11 protein-coding genes and 1 pseudogene are annotated in these 17,432 nt (G+C 71.1%); 10 read left to right on the forward strand and 2 right to left on the reverse strand.

Features of this window, described 5'->3' with window-relative positions:
* Positions 1-136: 136 nt before the first annotated feature.
* Complete coding sequence (locus ADK55_RS35440) at positions 137-1,585, forward strand: M1 family metallopeptidase (protein WP_053685141.1); 1,449 nt, start codon at positions 137-139, stop codon at positions 1,583-1,585.
* Between the two features lie 189 nt (positions 1,586-1,774).
* Positions 1,775-3,280, forward strand: coding sequence for a GTPase HflX (gene hflX, locus ADK55_RS35445; protein ID WP_053685143.1), 1,506 nt, complete (start codon positions 1,775-1,777; stop codon positions 3,278-3,280).
* Positions 3,281-3,527: 247 nt separating this feature from the next.
* Here the strand turns inward: hflX and ADK55_RS35450 are convergent, their stop codons facing one another.
* The gene (locus ADK55_RS35450) at positions 3,528-4,706 is read right to left on the reverse strand and encodes a trypsin-like serine peptidase (RefSeq protein ID WP_053685145.1); all 1,179 of its coding nucleotides are present in this window, start codon (positions 4,704-4,706) and stop codon (positions 3,528-3,530) included.
* Positions 4,707-4,860: 154 nt separating this feature from the next.
* Here ADK55_RS35450 and ADK55_RS38990 point away from each other — a divergent pair, with 154 nt between their 5' ends.
* From ADK55_RS38990 to ADK55_RS35480, 6 genes are all read left to right on the forward strand, one after another.
* Entirely contained in the window at positions 4,861-5,190 is a 330-nt protein-coding gene (locus ADK55_RS38990; RefSeq protein ID WP_053685147.1) for a hypothetical protein, read from the forward strand.
* Between the two features lie 38 nt (positions 5,191-5,228).
* On the forward strand, positions 5,229-6,548 hold the full coding sequence (locus tag ADK55_RS35460) for a diaminobutyrate--2-oxoglutarate transaminase family protein (protein WP_053685159.1): 1,320 nt from the start codon (positions 5,229-5,231) through the stop codon (positions 6,546-6,548).
* Positions 6,549-8,401: 1,853 nt separating this feature from the next.
* Complete coding sequence (locus ADK55_RS35465; protein WP_078999806.1) at positions 8,402-10,138, forward strand: IucA/IucC family protein; 1,737 nt, start codon at positions 8,402-8,404, stop codon at positions 10,136-10,138.
* Positions 10,139-10,169: 31 nt separating this feature from the next.
* Entirely contained in the window at positions 10,170-10,853 is a 684-nt protein-coding gene (locus ADK55_RS35470; protein WP_053685149.1) for a GNAT family N-acetyltransferase, read from the forward strand.
* A gap of 93 nt (positions 10,854-10,946) precedes the next feature.
* A complete protein-coding gene (locus ADK55_RS35475; protein WP_053685151.1) occupies positions 10,947-12,803 on the forward strand; it encodes an IucA/IucC family protein in 1,857 nt (618 codons plus the stop codon).
* A 52-nt stretch (positions 12,804-12,855) separates the two neighbouring features.
* Positions 12,856-14,826 carry an ATP-dependent DNA helicase gene (locus ADK55_RS35480; protein ID WP_053685153.1) on the forward strand — a complete coding sequence of 657 codons (1,971 nt, stop codon included), beginning with the start codon at positions 12,856-12,858 and terminating at the stop codon, positions 14,824-14,826.
* A gap of 108 nt (positions 14,827-14,934) precedes the next feature.
* Here the strand turns inward: ADK55_RS35480 and lexA are convergent, their stop codons facing one another.
* Positions 14,935-15,726 (reverse strand): transcriptional repressor LexA, encoded by a 792-nt coding sequence (gene lexA, locus ADK55_RS35485; RefSeq protein ID WP_053685155.1) that lies wholly within the window; start codon positions 15,724-15,726, stop codon positions 14,935-14,937.
* Positions 15,727-16,199: 473 nt separating this feature from the next.
* Between lexA and nrdR the strand changes: the two genes are divergently transcribed.
* Positions 16,200-16,715 (forward strand): transcriptional regulator NrdR, encoded by a 516-nt coding sequence (gene nrdR, locus ADK55_RS35490; RefSeq protein WP_053685157.1) that lies wholly within the window; start codon positions 16,200-16,202, stop codon positions 16,713-16,715.
* A gap of 156 nt (positions 16,716-16,871) precedes the next feature.
* Positions 16,872-17,432, forward strand: a pseudogene (locus ADK55_RS35495) (vitamin B12-dependent ribonucleotide reductase); the annotation flags it as partial.

Raw genomic sequence — 17,432 nt, forward strand, 5'->3', positions numbered from 1 at the left:
GCTCGGGGGTTCGGGGGAACGGGAATCCGGGGGCGGAACGCACGTCGGCCGGGCCACGGGGTCGGACGCCCTCGTTCGGGTGCACCCGGCGCGCGCCGTTCGCCGCCCGATGCCGGGCGCTGGTAAGCGATGGGGGATGCAGCTCACCTCCCCCCGCCTGCGTGCCGCCCTGCTCGCCGCCGCCTCGCTCACCCTCGTCGCCGCCGTACTGCCCCCACCCCAGTCGCTGGGCATCGGCGACCGGCTCTTCCCCGAGCTCGGCAACCCCGGGTACGACGTCCTCTCGTACGACCTGTCCTTCACGTACAAGGACAACCGGACCCCGCTCGACGCCGTCACCGTCATCAGCGCCCGCACCCTGCACGCGCTCGACCGCATCAACCTCGACTTCACCCACGGCCAGGTGGCGTCCGTCGAGGTCAACGGGGAACCGGCGAGGTTCGAGAGCGCGGGAGAGGACCTCGTGCTGACCCCCGCCCGCCCGGTCACCCAGGGATCCGTGCTGAGCATCACCGTGCGCCACACCAGCGACCCGCGCGGTCGCGGCGACGGCGGCTGGGTGCCCACCGAGGACGGCCTGGCCATGGCCAACCAGGCCGACGCCGCCCACCGCGTCTTCCCCTGCAACGACCACCCCGCCGACAAGGCGTACTTCACCTTCCGGATCACCGCCCCGGCCGGACTCACCGCCGTGGCCAACGGACTGCCGGGCGCCCTCCCGACCCGGCGCGCGGGCGGCCCGACCACCTGGACGTACCGCACCCTGCACCCCATGGCCACCGAACTGGCCCAGGTCTCCGTCGGCACCTCGGAGGTCGTCCACCACACGGGCCCGCACGGACTGCCCTTGCGCGACGTGGTGCCCGCCGCCGACCGGGTGCGCCTGGAACCCTGGCTGAAGAAGACCGACGGTCACGTCCGGTGGATGGAGGAGCGGGTCGGCCGCTACCCCTTCGAGAACTACGGCGTGCTGATCGCGCGAGCCACGACCGGCTTTGAGCTGGAGACCCAGACCCTCTCCCTCTTCGAGCACGGCCTGTTCTCCGGGAACGCCGGCTACCCGGAGTGGTACGTCGAGTCCGTGATGGTCCACGAGCTCGCACACCAGTGGTTCGGCGACAGCGTCAGCCCCCGCACCTGGTCCGACCTGTGGCTCAACGAAGGACACGCGACCTGGTACGAGGCCCTCTACGCCGACGGGCTCGGCAAGTACTCCCTGGAGCGGCGCATGCGCGAGGCGTACCAGCGCTCCGACCAGTGGCGGGCGGCCGGCGGCCCCCCGGCCGCCCCGAAGGCAGCGGCCCCCGGGGAGAAGATCGGCCTGTTCCGGCCCGTGGTCTACGACGGGGCCGCGCTGATCCTGTACGCCCTGCGCCAAGAGGTCGGCGTCGCCACCTTCGACCGGATCGAGCGCCGCTGGGTGGACGAGCACGCGGATTCCACGGCCGGCACGGACGACTTCGTACGCCTGGCGTCACAGGAGGCGGGGCGCGACCTGACGGCCTTCCTCAAGCCATGGCTGTACGGCACGACCACCCCCGCGATGCCGGGGCACCCGGAATGGGGCGGCCCGAAAAGCGTGTGACGCGCCCGGAACGGGCATGTCACCATCAACGAGGCCGTTCGGCGGCCCATCGGGCCCGATCGGGCCAGGGCTCGGATTCCGGGAATCACCGGGCGGCGTGACGCGTTGGACGTGACAGTGTTATGTCACGTTCGGCGGTAGCGTTGGCCATTGCCGGGCGCGACGCATTCGAATCGACGTAAGGATCCAATGACCTCCTCTTCTTCCCCTTCCCAGGACGCGCGGGACGCACAGGACGTGCGTGACCCGCAGAGCTTCACCGAGAGCCTTCGGGCCGATGCCCTGATGGAAGAGGACGTCGCCTGGAGCCACGAGATCGACGGAGACCGGGACGGCGAGCAGCTCGAGCGCTCCGAGCGCGCGGCCCTGCGGCGCGTGGTCGGCCTCTCCACCGAACTCGAAGACGTCACCGAGGTCGAGTACCGACAGCTCCGCCTGGAGCGCGTCGTACTCGTCGGTGTCTGGACCTCCGGCACGGTGACGGACGCCGAGAACTCCCTCGCGGAGCTCGCCGCCCTCGCCGAGACGGCGGGCGCCCTCGTCCTCGACGGCGTGATCCAGCGTCGCGACAAGCCCGACCCGGCCACCTTCATCGGCTCCGGCAAGGCCCGCGAGCTGCGCGACATCGTCATGGAGAGCGGCGCCGACACCGTCGTCTGCGACGGAGAGCTCAGCCCCGGCCAGCTCATCGCCCTCGAAGACGTCGTCAAGGTCAAGGTCGTCGACCGCACCGCGCTCATCCTCGACATCTTCGCCCAGCACGCGAAGTCCCGAGAGGGCAAGGCCCAGGTCGCGCTCGCGCAGATGCAGTACATGCTGCCGCGCCTGCGTGGTTGGGGTGCCTCGCTGTCCCGTCAGATGGGTGGCGGCGGCGGTGGCGGCATGGCCACCCGAGGCCCCGGTGAGACCAAGATCGAAACCGACCGGCGTCGGATCCGCGAGAAGATGGCGAAGATGCGCCGGGAGATCGCGGACATGAAGACCGGCCGCGACATCAAGCGCCAGGAACGCCGGCGCAACAAGGTTCCCTCCGTCGCCATCGCCGGCTACACCAACGCCGGCAAGTCCTCGCTGCTCAACCGCCTCACCGGCGCCGGCGTGCTGGTGGAGAACTCGCTGTTCGCCACCCTCGACCCGACCGTGCGCCGGGCCGAGACGCCGTCCGGCCGGATCTACACCCTGGCCGACACGGTCGGCTTCGTCCGACACCTGCCCCACCACCTGGTCGAGGCGTTCCGCTCCACGATGGAGGAGGTCGGCGACTCCGACCTCATCCTCCACATCGTGGACGGCTCGCACCCGGCCCCGGAGGAGCAGCTGGCGGCCGTCCGCGAGGTCATCCGCGAGGTCGGCGCGGTCAACGTGCCCGAGATCGTCGTGATCAACAAGGCGGACGCGGCAGACCCGCTCGTCCTCCAGCGCCTGCTGCGCATCGAGCGGCACTCCATCGCCGTCTCGGCCCGCACCGGCATGGGCATCGAGGAGCTGCTGACGCTCATCGACACCGAGCTGCCGCGACCCGAGGTCGAGGTGGAGGCACTGGTGCCGTACACCCGCGGCTCGCTGATCGCCCGGGCACACGCCGAGGGCGAGGTCATCTCCGAGGAGCACACCCCGGAGGGCACCCTCCTCAAGGCGCGCGTCCACCAGGAACTGGCCGCGGACCTGGCGCCCTACGTGCCGGCGAAGCACTGACCCGTGTGTCGATGAAGCATCGACGGGTGCGTCGGTGAAGCACCGGCGAGCGTGACACGGCGCGACATCACGTGACGGAGGGCCCCCGCGATGCGGGGGCCCTCCGTCACGTGATGGCCCACGCGCGAGGCTCGATGTGCTGCGCATCGGGCTGGCGCGGCGATGTGCTGCGCACCGGGCCGGCACGGCGCTCTTGGTGCGGTGCTCGCGCCGCGTGGGGCCGGGCGCCGCGCGCCCGGCCCACCCGCTACTTGAACTTGGCGCTCACCGCGGAGTAGATGCCCTTGGCCTCCGGGCCCAGGCGCGGACCGGCCAACCAACCGGCCTTGGCCGGGCCGATCGAGGTGTTCGACACCAGCGCCGGCCTGCCGTCGGCACCCGCCGCGACCCAACCGCCACCCGAGGAACCGCCGGTCATGGTGCAACCGATGCGGTACATCACCGGGTCGGCCGCCTTCAACGACAGACGACCGGGCTTGTCCGTGCACTGGAACGCCCGCTGGCCGTCGAACGGAGCCGCCGCCGGGTAGCCCGTCGCGGTGATGCCCGCGACCCTGCCCACCGCCGGCGCGTTGAACTCCACCGGCAGCGCCGAACCGACCGTCTCCTCCAGCGACTTGCCACTGCCCTTCTCCGGAGCGACGTGCAGCACCGCGAAGTCGTACGGGGCGCCCGCGCCACCGCTCGGGCCGCCCGAAGCGATCCACTGGTCCGAGGTCTGCGCCCAGTCGCTCCACCACACGCCGTACGGGGCGACCTGCTCGCGCGGCGCACCCTTCAGCTGCGCCGACGCCTGGCCCGCGTTGTTGTAGGACGGCACGAAGGCGATGTTGCGGTACCAGCCGCCCGCCTTGCCCGCGTGGACGCAGTGACCCGCCGTCCAGACCATGTTGGACTTGCCCGGGTGGGCCGGGTCCTTCACCACGGTCGCCGAGCAGACCATCGAACCCTCGGGGCCGTCGAAGAACACCTTGCCGGACGCCGGAATGGTGGAGTGGTACGGCGCCGCCGCACCCCTTGCCCGCACCGGCGCCGGCGTCGGGTCCGTGACACCCTGGTCCTTGCCGGCATCCGGGTCCACGGCCGGAGGCTGCGGAGTCTTGTCGGCGTCACGCATCCGGTCCGGGTCCCACAGCCCCTCGATGACCGGGTTGATGTAGTCGCCCGCCTCGCGGAGCCAGTCCTCCTGCTTCCAGTTCTTCCACGCGCCTCCCCGCCACTTCTCCAGGTCGACGCCGTGCTCCTTGAGCTTGTCCTTGAGCTCGTCCGGGATCGTGATCCCGTCCGTGGCACCGGGCGGAAGGCTCGCGGCCACGGTCGGCTTGGCGTCGCCGCCGGCCTCCCCGTCGCCGGGGCCGCAGGCTGCGGCGGTCAGCGCGAGCGCGGCCGCGCACAGGATCGCGGTGACCGGTCGGATCGGTCGCATGTCGTAAATCCCCCTGGTGTTTCGAGGCGTTGAACGGGGTGGAGCGCGGTCGCCGCACGGGTGTACGGCAAGCGCAGCACCCCACTATGCCGCTGCTCCCAAGGACGGCACAGCCCGGGGCCACGGTTCCTGCCCGGCGAACCATCCTCGGAACTTGTTCGATTCGGACATCTCGGAGGACATCGCGGCAGACCTTACGGCGGACTTTTCGGTGGATATCGAGGACGACAGCGGGGCGGACCACACGAGGGACTTCGGGGCGGACTTCGCGAGGGTCTTGGCGACGGACAACACGAGGGACTTCGGGGAGGACTTCGCGACGGACTTGGCGACGGACTCGGCGACGGACAAGGATCTTCGGTCCACCCGTGATCCGTGGCCGTCACCGTCGTTGGTACGTACGGGGGACGGGGGAGCAGCGTTCATGTTCGAAACGCAATCCGGAAGAGAATCCGTGCGGGAGGACCGACACTCGTGGCTTTGAGCGAGGCTTTCACCGAGTCGGCCGCGGCCGCGGAGCAGATCCCGCCGCAAGGAACCAGAGGACCCGTCGCCGCCGAAACCATCCTGCGCAGACAGGCACAACGAGAGTCCGCCGCCCGGACATACGCGCGCTCGCTGCCCATCGTTCCGGTGCGCGCCCGGGGCCTGACGATCGAGGGCGCGGACGGACGGCGCTACCTCGACTGTCTGTCCGGCGCGGGCACGCTCGCCCTCGGGCACAACCACCCCGTGGTGCTCGAAGCCATCCGTGCCGTCCTCGACTCCGGGGCACCGCTGCACGTCCTCGACCTGGCCACCCCGGTCAAGGACGCCTTCACCACCGAGCTGTTCGCGAACCTTCCGGCAGCGCTCGCGGCCGACGCCCGGATCCAGTTCTGTGGGCCAGCCGGGACGGACGCCGTCGAAGCCGCGCTCAAGCTGGTCCGCACCGCCACCGGGCGTTCCGGACTGATGGCCTTCACGGGTGCGTACCACGGCATGACCGCGGGAGCCCTGGACGCCTCCGGTGGAGCCCCCGACGTACGGGTCACCCGGCTTCCGTATCCACAGGACCACCGCTGCCCGTTCGGTGTCGGCGGGGCCGAGGGCGCCCGACTCGGCGCCCGTTGGACCGAGAGCCTGCTCGACGACCCGAAGGGCGGAGTACCCACCCCCGCCGGGCTCATCGTCGAACCCGTACAAGGGGAAGGCGGCGTCCACCCCGCTCCGGACGACTGGCTCCGGCGGATGCGCGAGATCACCGAGGCCCGCGGGATCCCGCTGATCGCGGACGAGGTCCAGACGGGTGTGGGGCGCACCGGTGCCTTCTGGGGCGTGGACCACGCGGGAGTGGTGCCCGACGTGATGGTGCTGTCCAAGGCCATCGGCGGCAGCCTTCCGCTCGCGGTGATCGTCTACCGGTCCGAACTCGACGTCTGGGCGCCCGGCGCCCACGCCGGCACGTTCCGCGGCAACCAACTGGCCATGGCCGCGGGCACCGCCACTCTGGCCTACGTCCGCCGCAACAACCTCGCGGAACGCGCCGGGGTGCTGGGCGAACGCATGCTGACCGCCTTGCGCGCATTGGCCGCCGACCATTCGTGCATCGGCGACGTACGAGGTCGCGGCCTGATGCTGGGCATCGAACTCGTGGACCCCGACACCGGGGACGCTGCCCCGGACCTCGCCGCCACCGTCCGCCGGGAGTGCCTGGACCGCGGGCTGATCGTCGAGCTCGGGGGCCGCCACTCCTGCGTGGTCCGCCTGCTGCCCCCGCTGACCCTGACCGACGAGCAGGCCGCAGCCGTCCTGGAGCGGCTGGCCGACGCCATCGCCGCCGCCGCCCGACGGTCCCACTGACCCCACCCGCACCCCAAGGACCTCCGATGCCGGACCCCTCCACCCCCCACCCCGCCCCGTCCCCGAGGGCCGGCAGCCCGACGCCGACCCCCACGCCGGAGCAGACCCCCACACCGACGCCGACCCCCACACCCGCGCCCGGCCCGAGCCCGGCGCCCGGCACGAGCCCGGAGTTCAGCCCGGGGGCGGAGTTCAGCCCGAGGGCGACTTCGAGCCCCGAACCCAATCCGGGCGCGAGTCGCCGGCCGGGCTGGGCCCTCCGGCTGGGGGAGAGCCCGGCTCTGGAGGTCAGCGGGAGGGCGGGCCGCGATCCGGTCGTGGACCGCGATCCCGACTCGGACCTCGGCCCAGGGGAGGAGGTCCCGGGCCCGGAGTTCAGCCCGGGCCGAGGCCGCCGTCCGAGTCCGGAGCCCACGCCGCTTTCCGGCGCGGCTCACCCCGCCGCGTTCGCCGCCGCGCCTGAAGCTCCCCACCCTGCCCCTCCTCTCGTGCGTGCGGCCCCGGGCGCCCGGACCCCCGACCCGGTCAGCGCCCCGACCGCCTCAACCCCGACGGCCTCAACCCCGACGGCCTCGGGTCTGGCCGCCCCGGGTCCGGCCGCATCGGTCAGGTCTCCGGGCCCGGCTCCGACCGTCACTGCCACGGGCACGGTCAGCGCCCCGGAGGACGCGAACCTGGTCGACTCAGCCTCGACTCCGGCCTCGACGCCGGCTTCTGCTTCGGCTTTGACTTCTGCTTCGACTTCGGCTTCGAGGGCGTCCGCCTCTGGCCGAGCCTCGGTTCCGGGCGGGACGCCGGCTCAGGAGACCTCGGCAGCGGAGACGTGGTCAGCACCGGTTCTGTCGCCTACGGCGGCCCTGGACTGGGCGGTGGCTCGCTCCGCGCACGCCCCCGTCCCCGCCGGCCCGGCAGTCCCGGTCAGCTCCGAGTCCCTCGCCGCCCGCACTTCAACCCACCCGCGCCCGGGCACACGGACGCCCGCCCCGGGCTCGGCGACAGGTCACCGGCTCCCGGCGTTGGCCACCCTGTCCTCCTGGCCGGCCCCGGATCCCGCCCCGGCGGTGAGCCCGGCCCAGTCGGCCCCGAGCAACGGTCCCGTGCTCGCTGCCCGGCCCCCACACGGCACGCCCGCGCAGGGGGCCACGGGCCAGGACCTCACTCCGCTCCTCTGGCTCGCCCCCACACCGCTCGGCTCGGGACCGGCTCCGGCCGAGGCCCGGTCCCTCGACCCGGGAGACCCAGGACCCGGCCGGGCCCAGGCGTCGTCCCCGATCCAGGGGGCGTCCCGGGAGGACACCCTCGCGGCCCACTTCGTACCGGATCCGGTACGAGACACCGCCCCCACCTCAGCACCAAGCCAGCCGACCCCGGGCGCCCGGCCGGACTCGACACCGACACTGGGCACCCACCAGAACCCGCCCGGTTCCGACACCGCACCCGGTTTCGACACCCTGCCCACTCCCGAGGCCGCGCCCAGCCTCAGCCCCAGCGCAAGCCCCGGCCCCAACCCCGGAGTCACTCCGGCGCCGGAGGCCGCCCGGCCACCCAAGGCCGCTCCGGCGGCAGGTCCGGAGTCCGACCACGCGCCGGATGTGGCGGAGTACCGCAGCGCCCCGGCCGCCCCGGAAGCCGACCGTTACCAGGCCGCCCCAACGTCCCGGCCCGTCCCATCCGCAGTCGATCCAAGGTCCCGGGCCGAGGAGCCGTCCCGGGCCGAGGACGCGCCACCGGCCGAGGCGGCGGCCGAACCGCACCCCACGGCGGTGTCCCCCGGCGGCGGCGTGCCACGGCAGTTGGGCGGGAGCCGCAGATCCGGAGCCGGAGGAGCCGGTCCCGTCGGATCGGGATCGGCCATGCTCCCCGATCCCCTCGACCACCCCGATCCGGCCCTAGCCGCCGAGGCCGCTGCGGTGGAGAACCTGCTTCGGTGCTGGGTCCGCGAAAGCGGCCTCGGCCGCCCCGACGGGCCCGCCGGAACACCGCTCCGCATCCCCCTCCCCGCATCCGGCACGGCGGTGCTCGTCGCCGTCCGGTACTGGTCCTCGGCCGGCTGGCACCGGTTCGCCTCCGCCCGGATCGAAGGCGCCCCGGCCGAAGCCCCCGCCCTGGACGCCGTGACCCTCGCCGCGCTCATCGCGCGTGAGGGCACCGGCCGAGGTGGCGCCGATCTGGTGGGCCGGGTCGCCGACTCGGTCCAGCGCACGGCGGAGTTCATCGCCGACCGGCGAGCCCGCCCCGCCGTCCCCGCCCCCGTCGCCGAGGACCGATTCCTCACCGCCGAGCAGTCGCTCCTCCTCGGCCATCCCCTGCACCCGACCCCGAAGAGCCGCGAAGGCCTCTCCGAAGCCGAGGTACGCCGCTACTCACCCGAACTCCACGGCTCCTTCCCCGTGCACTGGTTCGCGGTCGCGCCCGCCGTCCTCGCCACCGACTCCGCCTGGACCGAACGAGGCCGCCCGGTTTCCGCCGCCCAACTGCTCGCCCGCCTCGCACCCGGCCTCCAACCGCCCACCGGCACCACCCTCCTTCCGCTGCACCCCTGGCAGGCCCGCGACCTCCTCCAACGCCCGGCCGTGGCCGCCCTGTGCGACGCCGGACTACTGACCGACATGGGCCCGTACGGTGACCCCTGGTACCCCACCTCCTCCATTCGCACCGTCCACCGCCCCGGTTCCCCCGCGATGCTCAAGCTGTCCCTGGGCCTGCGCATCACCAACTCCCGCAGGGAGAACCTCCGCAAGGAACTCCACCGCGGCGTCGAGGTTCACCGCCTTCTGCGCGCCGGACTCGCAGAGCAATGGCAGTCGTCCCACCCCGGTTTCGACATCGTCCGCGACCCCGCCTGGGTCGCCGTCGACTCCCTCGACGGCACCCCCGTCCCCGGACTCGACGCCCTCCTGCGCCACAACCCCTTCCACTCCGACGACGACACCCTCTGCATCGCCGCGCTGACCACTCCCCGCCCATGGCCCGGTCGGACCACGATGCGCTCCCCGCTCGCCGAGACAGTCGCCCGGCTCGCCACCTCCACCGGGCGCTCGGTCCCCGCCGTCGCCGCCGAGTGGTTCCTGCGCTACCTCGACCACGTGGTCCTGCCGATCCTCGCCCTCGACGCGCTCGCCGGAGTCGCCCTCGAAGCGCACCAACAGAACACCCTGGTGCTCCTCGACCCGGCCGGCTGGCCGATCGGCGGCCGCTACCGCGACAACCAGGGCTACTACTTCCGCGACTCCCACCGGGCGGAACTGCACCACCGGCTCCCCGGCATCGGCAGCGCCAGCGACACCTTCGTCTCCGACGCCGTCACCGACGAACGCTTCGCCTACTACCTCGGCATCAACAACGTGCTCGGCCTGATCGGCGCCTTCGGCTCCCAACACCTCGCCGACGAACGCGTACTCCTCGCCGCCTTCCGCCGCTTCCTCGGGAAGAACTCGGGCCTCGGGCCGCTCCCCGCCCAACTGCTCGACTCACCCACCCTCCGCTGCAAGGCCAACCTGCTCACCCGCCTGGGCGGCCTCGACGAACTCGTCGGCCCCGTCGACACCCAGTCCGTCTACGTCACCATCACCAACCCCCTTCACGACTGACGCGCCCGCACCGACACGGAGAAGAGCCCCCATGCCCTCCACCGACACCTCGACCGGTCCCGTCGGTTCAGCCCTCGCCACAACCGGCTACTACCTCGGCTCAATGCGTCGCCCCCCGCAGCGTTGGCCCCTGCTCGCCGAGGCCGACCTGCTCGACTCCCCAGCCACATGGGACGCCGTCGCCACCGCTGCCGGAGCCTTCCGCCTCGAACCCGTACGCCCGCGTCGAGACCTGGACCTCCTCGTGGGCTGGATGAACGACCCGGAGGTGGCCGCCTACTGGGAACTCGCCGGCCCGGCCTCGACCACCGCCGATCACCTGCGGGCTCAGCTCGATGGCGACGGCCACAGCGTCCCCTGCCTCGGCCTTCTCGACGGCACGCCGATGAGCTACTGGGAGATCTACCGGGCCGACCTCGACCCGCTCGCCCGGCACTATCCGGCACGCCCCCACGACACCGGTATCCACCTGCTCATCGGAGACGGCACGAACCGCGGCCGAGGTCTGGGCACCACCCTGCTGCGCGCCGTCGCCGACCTGTTGCTCGACAACCGTCCACGCTGCACACGCGTCATCGCCGAACCGGACATCCGCAACACCCCCTCCGTATCAGCCTTCTTGAACTCCGGCTTTCGCTATTCCGCCGAAATCGACCTTCCCGAGAAGCGCGCGGCACTGATGATCCGGGAGCGGGCACTGCGCAATCTCATCTGATCGCCGCCACCGCGCTCCGAAGCATCCGCTTCACGCCTCTCCCTTCGAAAACTCTGCGTCACGCAGCAAAGTTCCCGATCTTCGAGGAGTCCCGTGCCGAATTTTCCCGAAGCCCCCGACTCCCCGGAGCCCGCTCTGCCCCCGTCGCCTCAGCACCCGGTCACGCCGCCCGAGATCAACGCACCGACCTGGGACTTCGCGGCCCGCACGCTGCTCGCCAAGATGCTCGGCGAATTCGCGTACGAGGAGATCGTCAGCCCCGTCCCGACTCCGTCCGCCGCGGGCGACGCCTGGACCCTGACCCTCGACGACGGCGGCCGTCTCGGGTTCCGCGCGCGCCGCCGCTCGTACGGGAGCTGGCAGGTCGCCCCCGACACCATCACCCTCACCGCGCCGCCACCCTCCACGGAGAGTTCGACGGCGTTCGGGGATCCGTATGAGTTCCTCATCCGAGCCCGCACCCTCCTCCGACTCGACGGAGAGACCCTCGGCCACCTGGTCCGCGAGCTGAGCGCCACCCTCGCCGCCGACGCCCGTCTCGATCACCACGCCCTGACCGCGGACGTACTCGCCGACCTCGACTACGCCGCGCTCGAAGGACATCAGACGGGTCACCCCTGGCTCGTCCTCAACAAGGGCCGCATCGGACTGTCCGCCTCCGACACCGCCGCCTGGGCTCCCGAGGCCCGCACCCGACAGCGGTTGCCCTGGCTCGCCGCGCACACCTCCCTGGCGGAGTACCGCGGCGCCGCCGGTCTGGAAGACCCCGCCCGGCTGTACTCCGCCGAACTCGACCCCGTCACCCGGGCCGGCTTCGACCAGGTCCTGCGCGACCGCTGCCTCGACCCGCGGGGCTACCTCTACCTTCCCGTGCACCCCTGGCAGTGGGACGAGATCGTGCTGCCCCTGTTCGCGCCGGCCCTCGCGTCGGGCGCCCTGGTGCCGCTGCCCGCGGACCTCGACGTGCGCCTCCCGCAACAGTCGATCCGCACCTTCCTCAACCTCACCCGCCCCGACCGGCACAGCGTCAAACTGCCGCTCTCCGTCTTCAACACCATGGTCTGGCGGGGCCTGCCCTCGGATCTCGCGCTCGCCGCCCCCGCCGTCACCGGATGGATCCACTCCCTTCGCGACTCCGACCCCTTCCTGCGTGACGAATGCGGGGTCATCCTGCTGGGCGAGGTCGCGTCCGTCACCGTCCGCCATCCCGTCTACGACCGGCTCCCCGAGGTCCCGTACCAGTACAAGGAACTCCTCGGGGCGATCTGGCGCGAGCCGCTGACCGGCCGTCTCGCCCCCGGCGAGCGGGCCCGCACCCTCGCCTCGCTCCTCCACACGGACCCGCGCGGTCGCTCCTTCACCGCGGAGCTGGTCGCCCGCTCCGGGCTCACCCCCACCGTGTGGCTCCAGCGGCTGTTCGCCGCCCTGCTGCCGCCGCTGCTCCACTTCCTCTACCGCTACGGGACCGTCTTCTCGCCGCACGGAGAGAACGCCATCGTGGTCTTCGACGAGAACGACGTTCCCGTCCGGCTGGCGGTCAAGGACTTCGTGGACGACATCAACATCAGCCGCGAGCCGCTGCCCGAACACCAGTCGATGCCCGCCGAGGTCCGCGCCGCCCTCCTCACCGAGCCGCCGACCTTCCTCACCCAGTTCATTCACTCCGGACTCTTCATCGGCGTGTTCCGCTACCTGTCCGCGATCTGCGACGACCGGCTCGGCGTTCCCGAGGACGACTTCTGGTCCCTCGTCCGGGCGGAAATCCTTCACCACCAGTCCCGGTTCCCCGAGCTCAAGGAGCGCTTCGAGCTCTTCGACCTGCTCAGCGAGCGGATCGACCGACTCTGCCTCAACCGGAACCGGCTCCACGAGGACGGCTACCGCGACCGGCCGGACCGCCCGCACGCCGTCACGCACGGCACCGTCCCCAACCCCCTTCACCGATCGTGAGCAGTCGTCGATGCGGGCAGTGTCAGTGGCGCCCCGTAGGCTTGGCGATGCTATGACGAAGCCCTCCCTCCCCGACCTGCTGCATGCCGCCGTCTCCGCCGTCGGCGGCACGGAGCGGCCCGGCCAGGTGGCCATGGCCGAAGCCGTTGCCGAAGCGATCGACGAGAACTCCCACCGGCTGATCCAGGCAGGAACCGGTACCGGCAAGTCCCTCGGCTACCTGGTGCCCGCCCTCGCACACGGCGAGCGCGTGGTCGTCGCCACCGCGACCCTGGCCCTCCAGCGCCAGCTCGTCGAGCGCGACCTGCCCCGGACGGTGGAGGCACTGCATCCGCAGCTCCGGCGCCGCCCGCAGTTCGCCATGCTCAAGGGCCGTTCCAACTACCTGTGCCTGCACCGACTGCACGAGGGCGCACCGCAGGACGAGGAGGAGGGCCTCTTCGACCAGTTCGAGGCGGCCGCCCCCAGCAGCAAGCTCGGGAAGGACCTCCTGCGCCTGCGCGACTGGGCGGACGACACCGAGACCGGCGACCGTGACGACCTCACGCCGGGCGTCTCCGACAAGGCGTGGCAACAGATCTCCGTCTCGTCCAGCGAGTGCCTGGGTGCGACGAAGTGCGCCTACGGCGCCGAGTGCTTCGCCGAGGCCGCCCGTGAACGGGCCAAACTCGCCGACGTGGTCGTCACCAACCACGCGCTGCTCGCCATCGATGCCATCCAAGGCGCCCCGGTGCTGCCGCAGCACGAGGTGCTGATCGTGGACGAGGCCCACGAGCTGGTCTCCCGGGTCACGGGTGTCGCCACCGGCGAGCTCACCCCGGGTCAGGTCAATCGGGCCGTGAAGCGGGCCGCGAAGCTCGTCGACGAGAAGACGGCCGACGCCCTGCAGACCGCCTCCGAGTCGTTCGAGCGCGTCATGGAACTGGCGCTCCCGGGCCGACTGGAGACGGTCCCCGAAGACCTCGGCTACGCCCTGATGTCCCTCCGGGACTCCGCGCGCAACGTGATCTCGGCGATCGGCAACACCCGCGACAAGTCCGTTCAGGACGAGGACGCCGTGCGCAAGCAGGCCCTCGCCGCCGTGGAGAGCATCCACGGTGTGGCGGAGCGGATCGTCCTCGGGTCCGAGTACGACGTCGTCTGGTACGAGCGGCACGACCGCTTCGGTGCCACCCTGCGCGTCGCACCGCTGTCGGTGTCCGGGCTGCTGCGCGAGAAGCTGTTCGAGGACCGCTCGGTCGTCCTCACCTCCGCCACGCTCAAACTGGGCGGGGACTTCAACGGGGTCGCCGCGTCGATGGGCCTGTCCCCGGAAGGGGTGGAGGGCGACGACGCTCCCGTCTGGCGGGGTCTGGATGTGGGATCCCCGTTCGACTACCCGAAGCAGGGAATCCTGTACGTCGCCAAGCACCTGGCCACACCCGGCCGGGAGGGTACCCGCGGCGACATGATGGACGAGCTCGCCGAGCTGATCGAGGCGGCCGGCGGTCGCACCCTCGGTCTCTTCTCCTCCATGCGGGGCGCCAAGGCGGCGGCCGAGGAACTGCGCGAGCGACTCGAGCACCCGATCCTCCTCCAGGGCGAGGAGACGCTCGGCGAGTTGATCAAGGCCTTTGCCTCGGACCCGAAGACCTGCCTGTTCGGAACGCTCTCGCTGTGGCAGGGCGTCGACGTGCCGGGTCCCAGCTGCCAGCTCGTGATCATGGATCGGATTCCGTTCCCGCGTCCCGACGACCCGTTGATGAGCGCGCGACAGAAGTCGGTCGAGGAACGTGGCGGCAACGGCTTCATGGCGGTGGCCGCCACACACGCCGCGCTGCTGATGGCCCAGGGAGCGGGCCGGCTCGTCCGGGCGACGGACGACAAGGGTGTCGTCGCGGTCCTGGACCCCCGACTGGCGACGGCTCGCTACGGCAGTTTCCTGCGGGCCACGCTCCCGGACTTCTGGTACACCACCGACCGGAACCAGGTCCGTCGCTCGCTGGCCGCCATCGACGCGACCGCCCAGGCGGACGGCAAGTAGCCGTACCCGAGGCAGCGGCGGAGCGGTGGAACCACAGAAGCGAATGCGGACACGAAGCAGCTCCGGGACCGGCGCAGTAGGTCCCGGAGCTGGCTGAGGGCGCGAGGGTCAGACCCTGCGCAGTACGGCGACGACCTTGCCGAGGATGGTCGCCTCGTCACCCGGGATCGGCTGGTAGGCGGCGTTGTGCGGGAGCAGCCAGACATGGCCGTCCTCGCGCTTGAACCGCTTGACCGTGGCCTCGCCGTCCAGCATCGCGGCGACGATGTCGCCGTTCTCCGCGACGGGCTGGCGCCGGACGGTAACCCAGTCGCCGTCACAGATCGCGGCCTCGATCATCGAGTCGCCGACGACCTTGAGGACGAAGAGCTCGCCGTCACCCACCAGCTGGCGGGGGAGGGGGAACACGTCCTCGACCGATTCCTCGGCGAGGATCGGGCCGCCGGCCGCGATCCGGCCCACCAGTGGAACGTACGACGCGGCAGGCTTGCCGGTGGTGTCGGTGGGCTGCGAGCTGGGCTGGTCCGAGCCACGCACCTCGTACGCCCGGGGGCGGTGCGGGTCGCGGCGCAGGAAGCCCTTGCGCTCCAGCGCCATCAGCTGGTGCGCGACCGACGAGGTGCTGGACAGTCCCACCGCCTGGCCGATCTCCCGCATCGACGGCGGGTACCCCCTGCGCTGCACGGAGTCGCGGATGACCTCGATGACCCTCCGCTGCCGATCCGTGAGTCCGGAACTGTCGGCGCGGATGCCTGGAGGTCGCCCCGGCATCGAGCGAGCGGGGCGTGCGGGCTCCGTCTCCGGATTCTGACTTGCGTCATTCATGGCATGCACCGGCTCAAGTCGGCTCTGGGAGCGGTTCTGGGCAGTGATGGTGGCACTGTCTGCGGTCGTGGTCATGTCTGCGGCCCCTCTCGAAATGTTCTCCCTAGTTGGACAACGGTAGTTGCTTTCGAAAGGTTGCGCCAAACACACGTTCGAGTGAAAAAGCAAGGATCGTTCACTTGAGATGTCATGGGAGGTGTATAGGCAGGCCGTCCGTCGAACGTGGATTCGGTTCCGCGTTCGCTGATTACGGTACCCTTCCGGGTTGGATCGTCGGGGTCCGGGCCGGCGTCCAGTGTGGCACCGGAGGGCACCCGAACGCGGTCGGCTCACGCCGCGACACGCTGAGCGATGTAAATCCACTGCAACCCAAGATCTAGTGGTTGGATGAGCGCTGCCGCCCAGAAGTTGTGGTCCCCGGTCCGCCGGAGCCCCCGACATCGCATATGCTGGTGGCTGCTTCACGAGCCCCCGGCGGGGCCGTTTCTCCGCCGTTCAGGGGCTCCGTGGGGTGATCCAGTCGTGCCGAGAAGGAGGGTGAGGGAACCATGCACTGCCCCTTCTGCAGGCACCCCGACAGCCGTGTAGTCGACAGCCGCACCACGGACGACGGCACGTCGATCCGGCGGCGCCGTCAGTGCCCCGACTGCTCCCGTCGCTTCACGACGGTGGAGACGGCCTCACTGATGGTGATCAAGCGCAGCGGGGTGACCGAACCCTTCAGTCGCTCCAAGGTCATCTCTGGCGTCCGCAAGGCGTGCCAGGGGCGACCGGTCACCGAGGACGCCCTCGCCAAGCTCGGCCAGCGGGTCGAGGAGGCGGTGCGCGCCACCGGGAGTGCCGAGCTGACCACCCATGACGTGGGTCTGGCCATACTCGGCCCGTTGCAGGAACTCGACCTCGTCGCCTACCTGCGGTTCGCATCCGTTTACAAAGCGTTCGACACCCTCGAAGACTTCGAGACCGCCATCGTGGAATTGCGCGAGCAGCGGCCTCATCCCCCTGAGGTCGAGCCCGGTGGGACCCCCTCGGTCGTCCCCGTGCCCGCCTCCGCCTCCGACTGACCTGACCGGCCGCACAGCAGGGCGGTCTGCCCGATCGGTTCGAGGCGCCTCCCGGCGGTAGCCGGGGGCAGATTCGTAGATACAAGACACACAGCACCGTGCCGCGGAATAGCGCTGGCACTTTAGGGCGTTTTTGCCCGCATATGGGAGGCGGCCATGACAGAGACGGCGAGCAGCTCGGCACGAGGTTCCCGAGCCAAGGGAACCAAGGTCACCAAGAGCGGCCTGCGGATCGAGCGCATCCACACCACCCCGGGCGTGCACCCGTACGACGAGGTGAGCTGGGAGCGTCGTGACGTCGTCATGACCAACTGGCGCGATGGTTCGGTCAACTTCGAGCAGCGTGGCGTCGAGTTCCCCGACTTCTGGTCGGTGAACGCGGTCAACATCGTCACCAGCAAGTACTTCCGCGGCGCGGTCGGCAGCCCGCAGCGCGAGACCGGCCTGAAGCAGCTCATCGACCGGATCGTGAAGACGTACACGAAGGCCGGCGAGGACTTCGACTACTTCTCCTCGCCCGCGGACGCGGAGATCTTCGAGCACGAGCTGACCTACGCCCTCCTGCACCAGATCTTCAGCTTCAACTCGCCGGTGTGGTTCAACGTCGGTACGCCCCAACCGCAGCAGGTCTCCGCCTGCTTCATCCTGGCCGTCGACGACTCCATGGAGTCGATCCTCGACTGGTACAAGGAAGAGGGCATGATCTTCAAGGGCGGC

This window comes from Streptomyces sp. WM4235, from assembly GCF_001279725.1.
Lineage (GTDB): Bacteria > Actinomycetota > Actinomycetes > Streptomycetales > Streptomycetaceae > Streptomyces.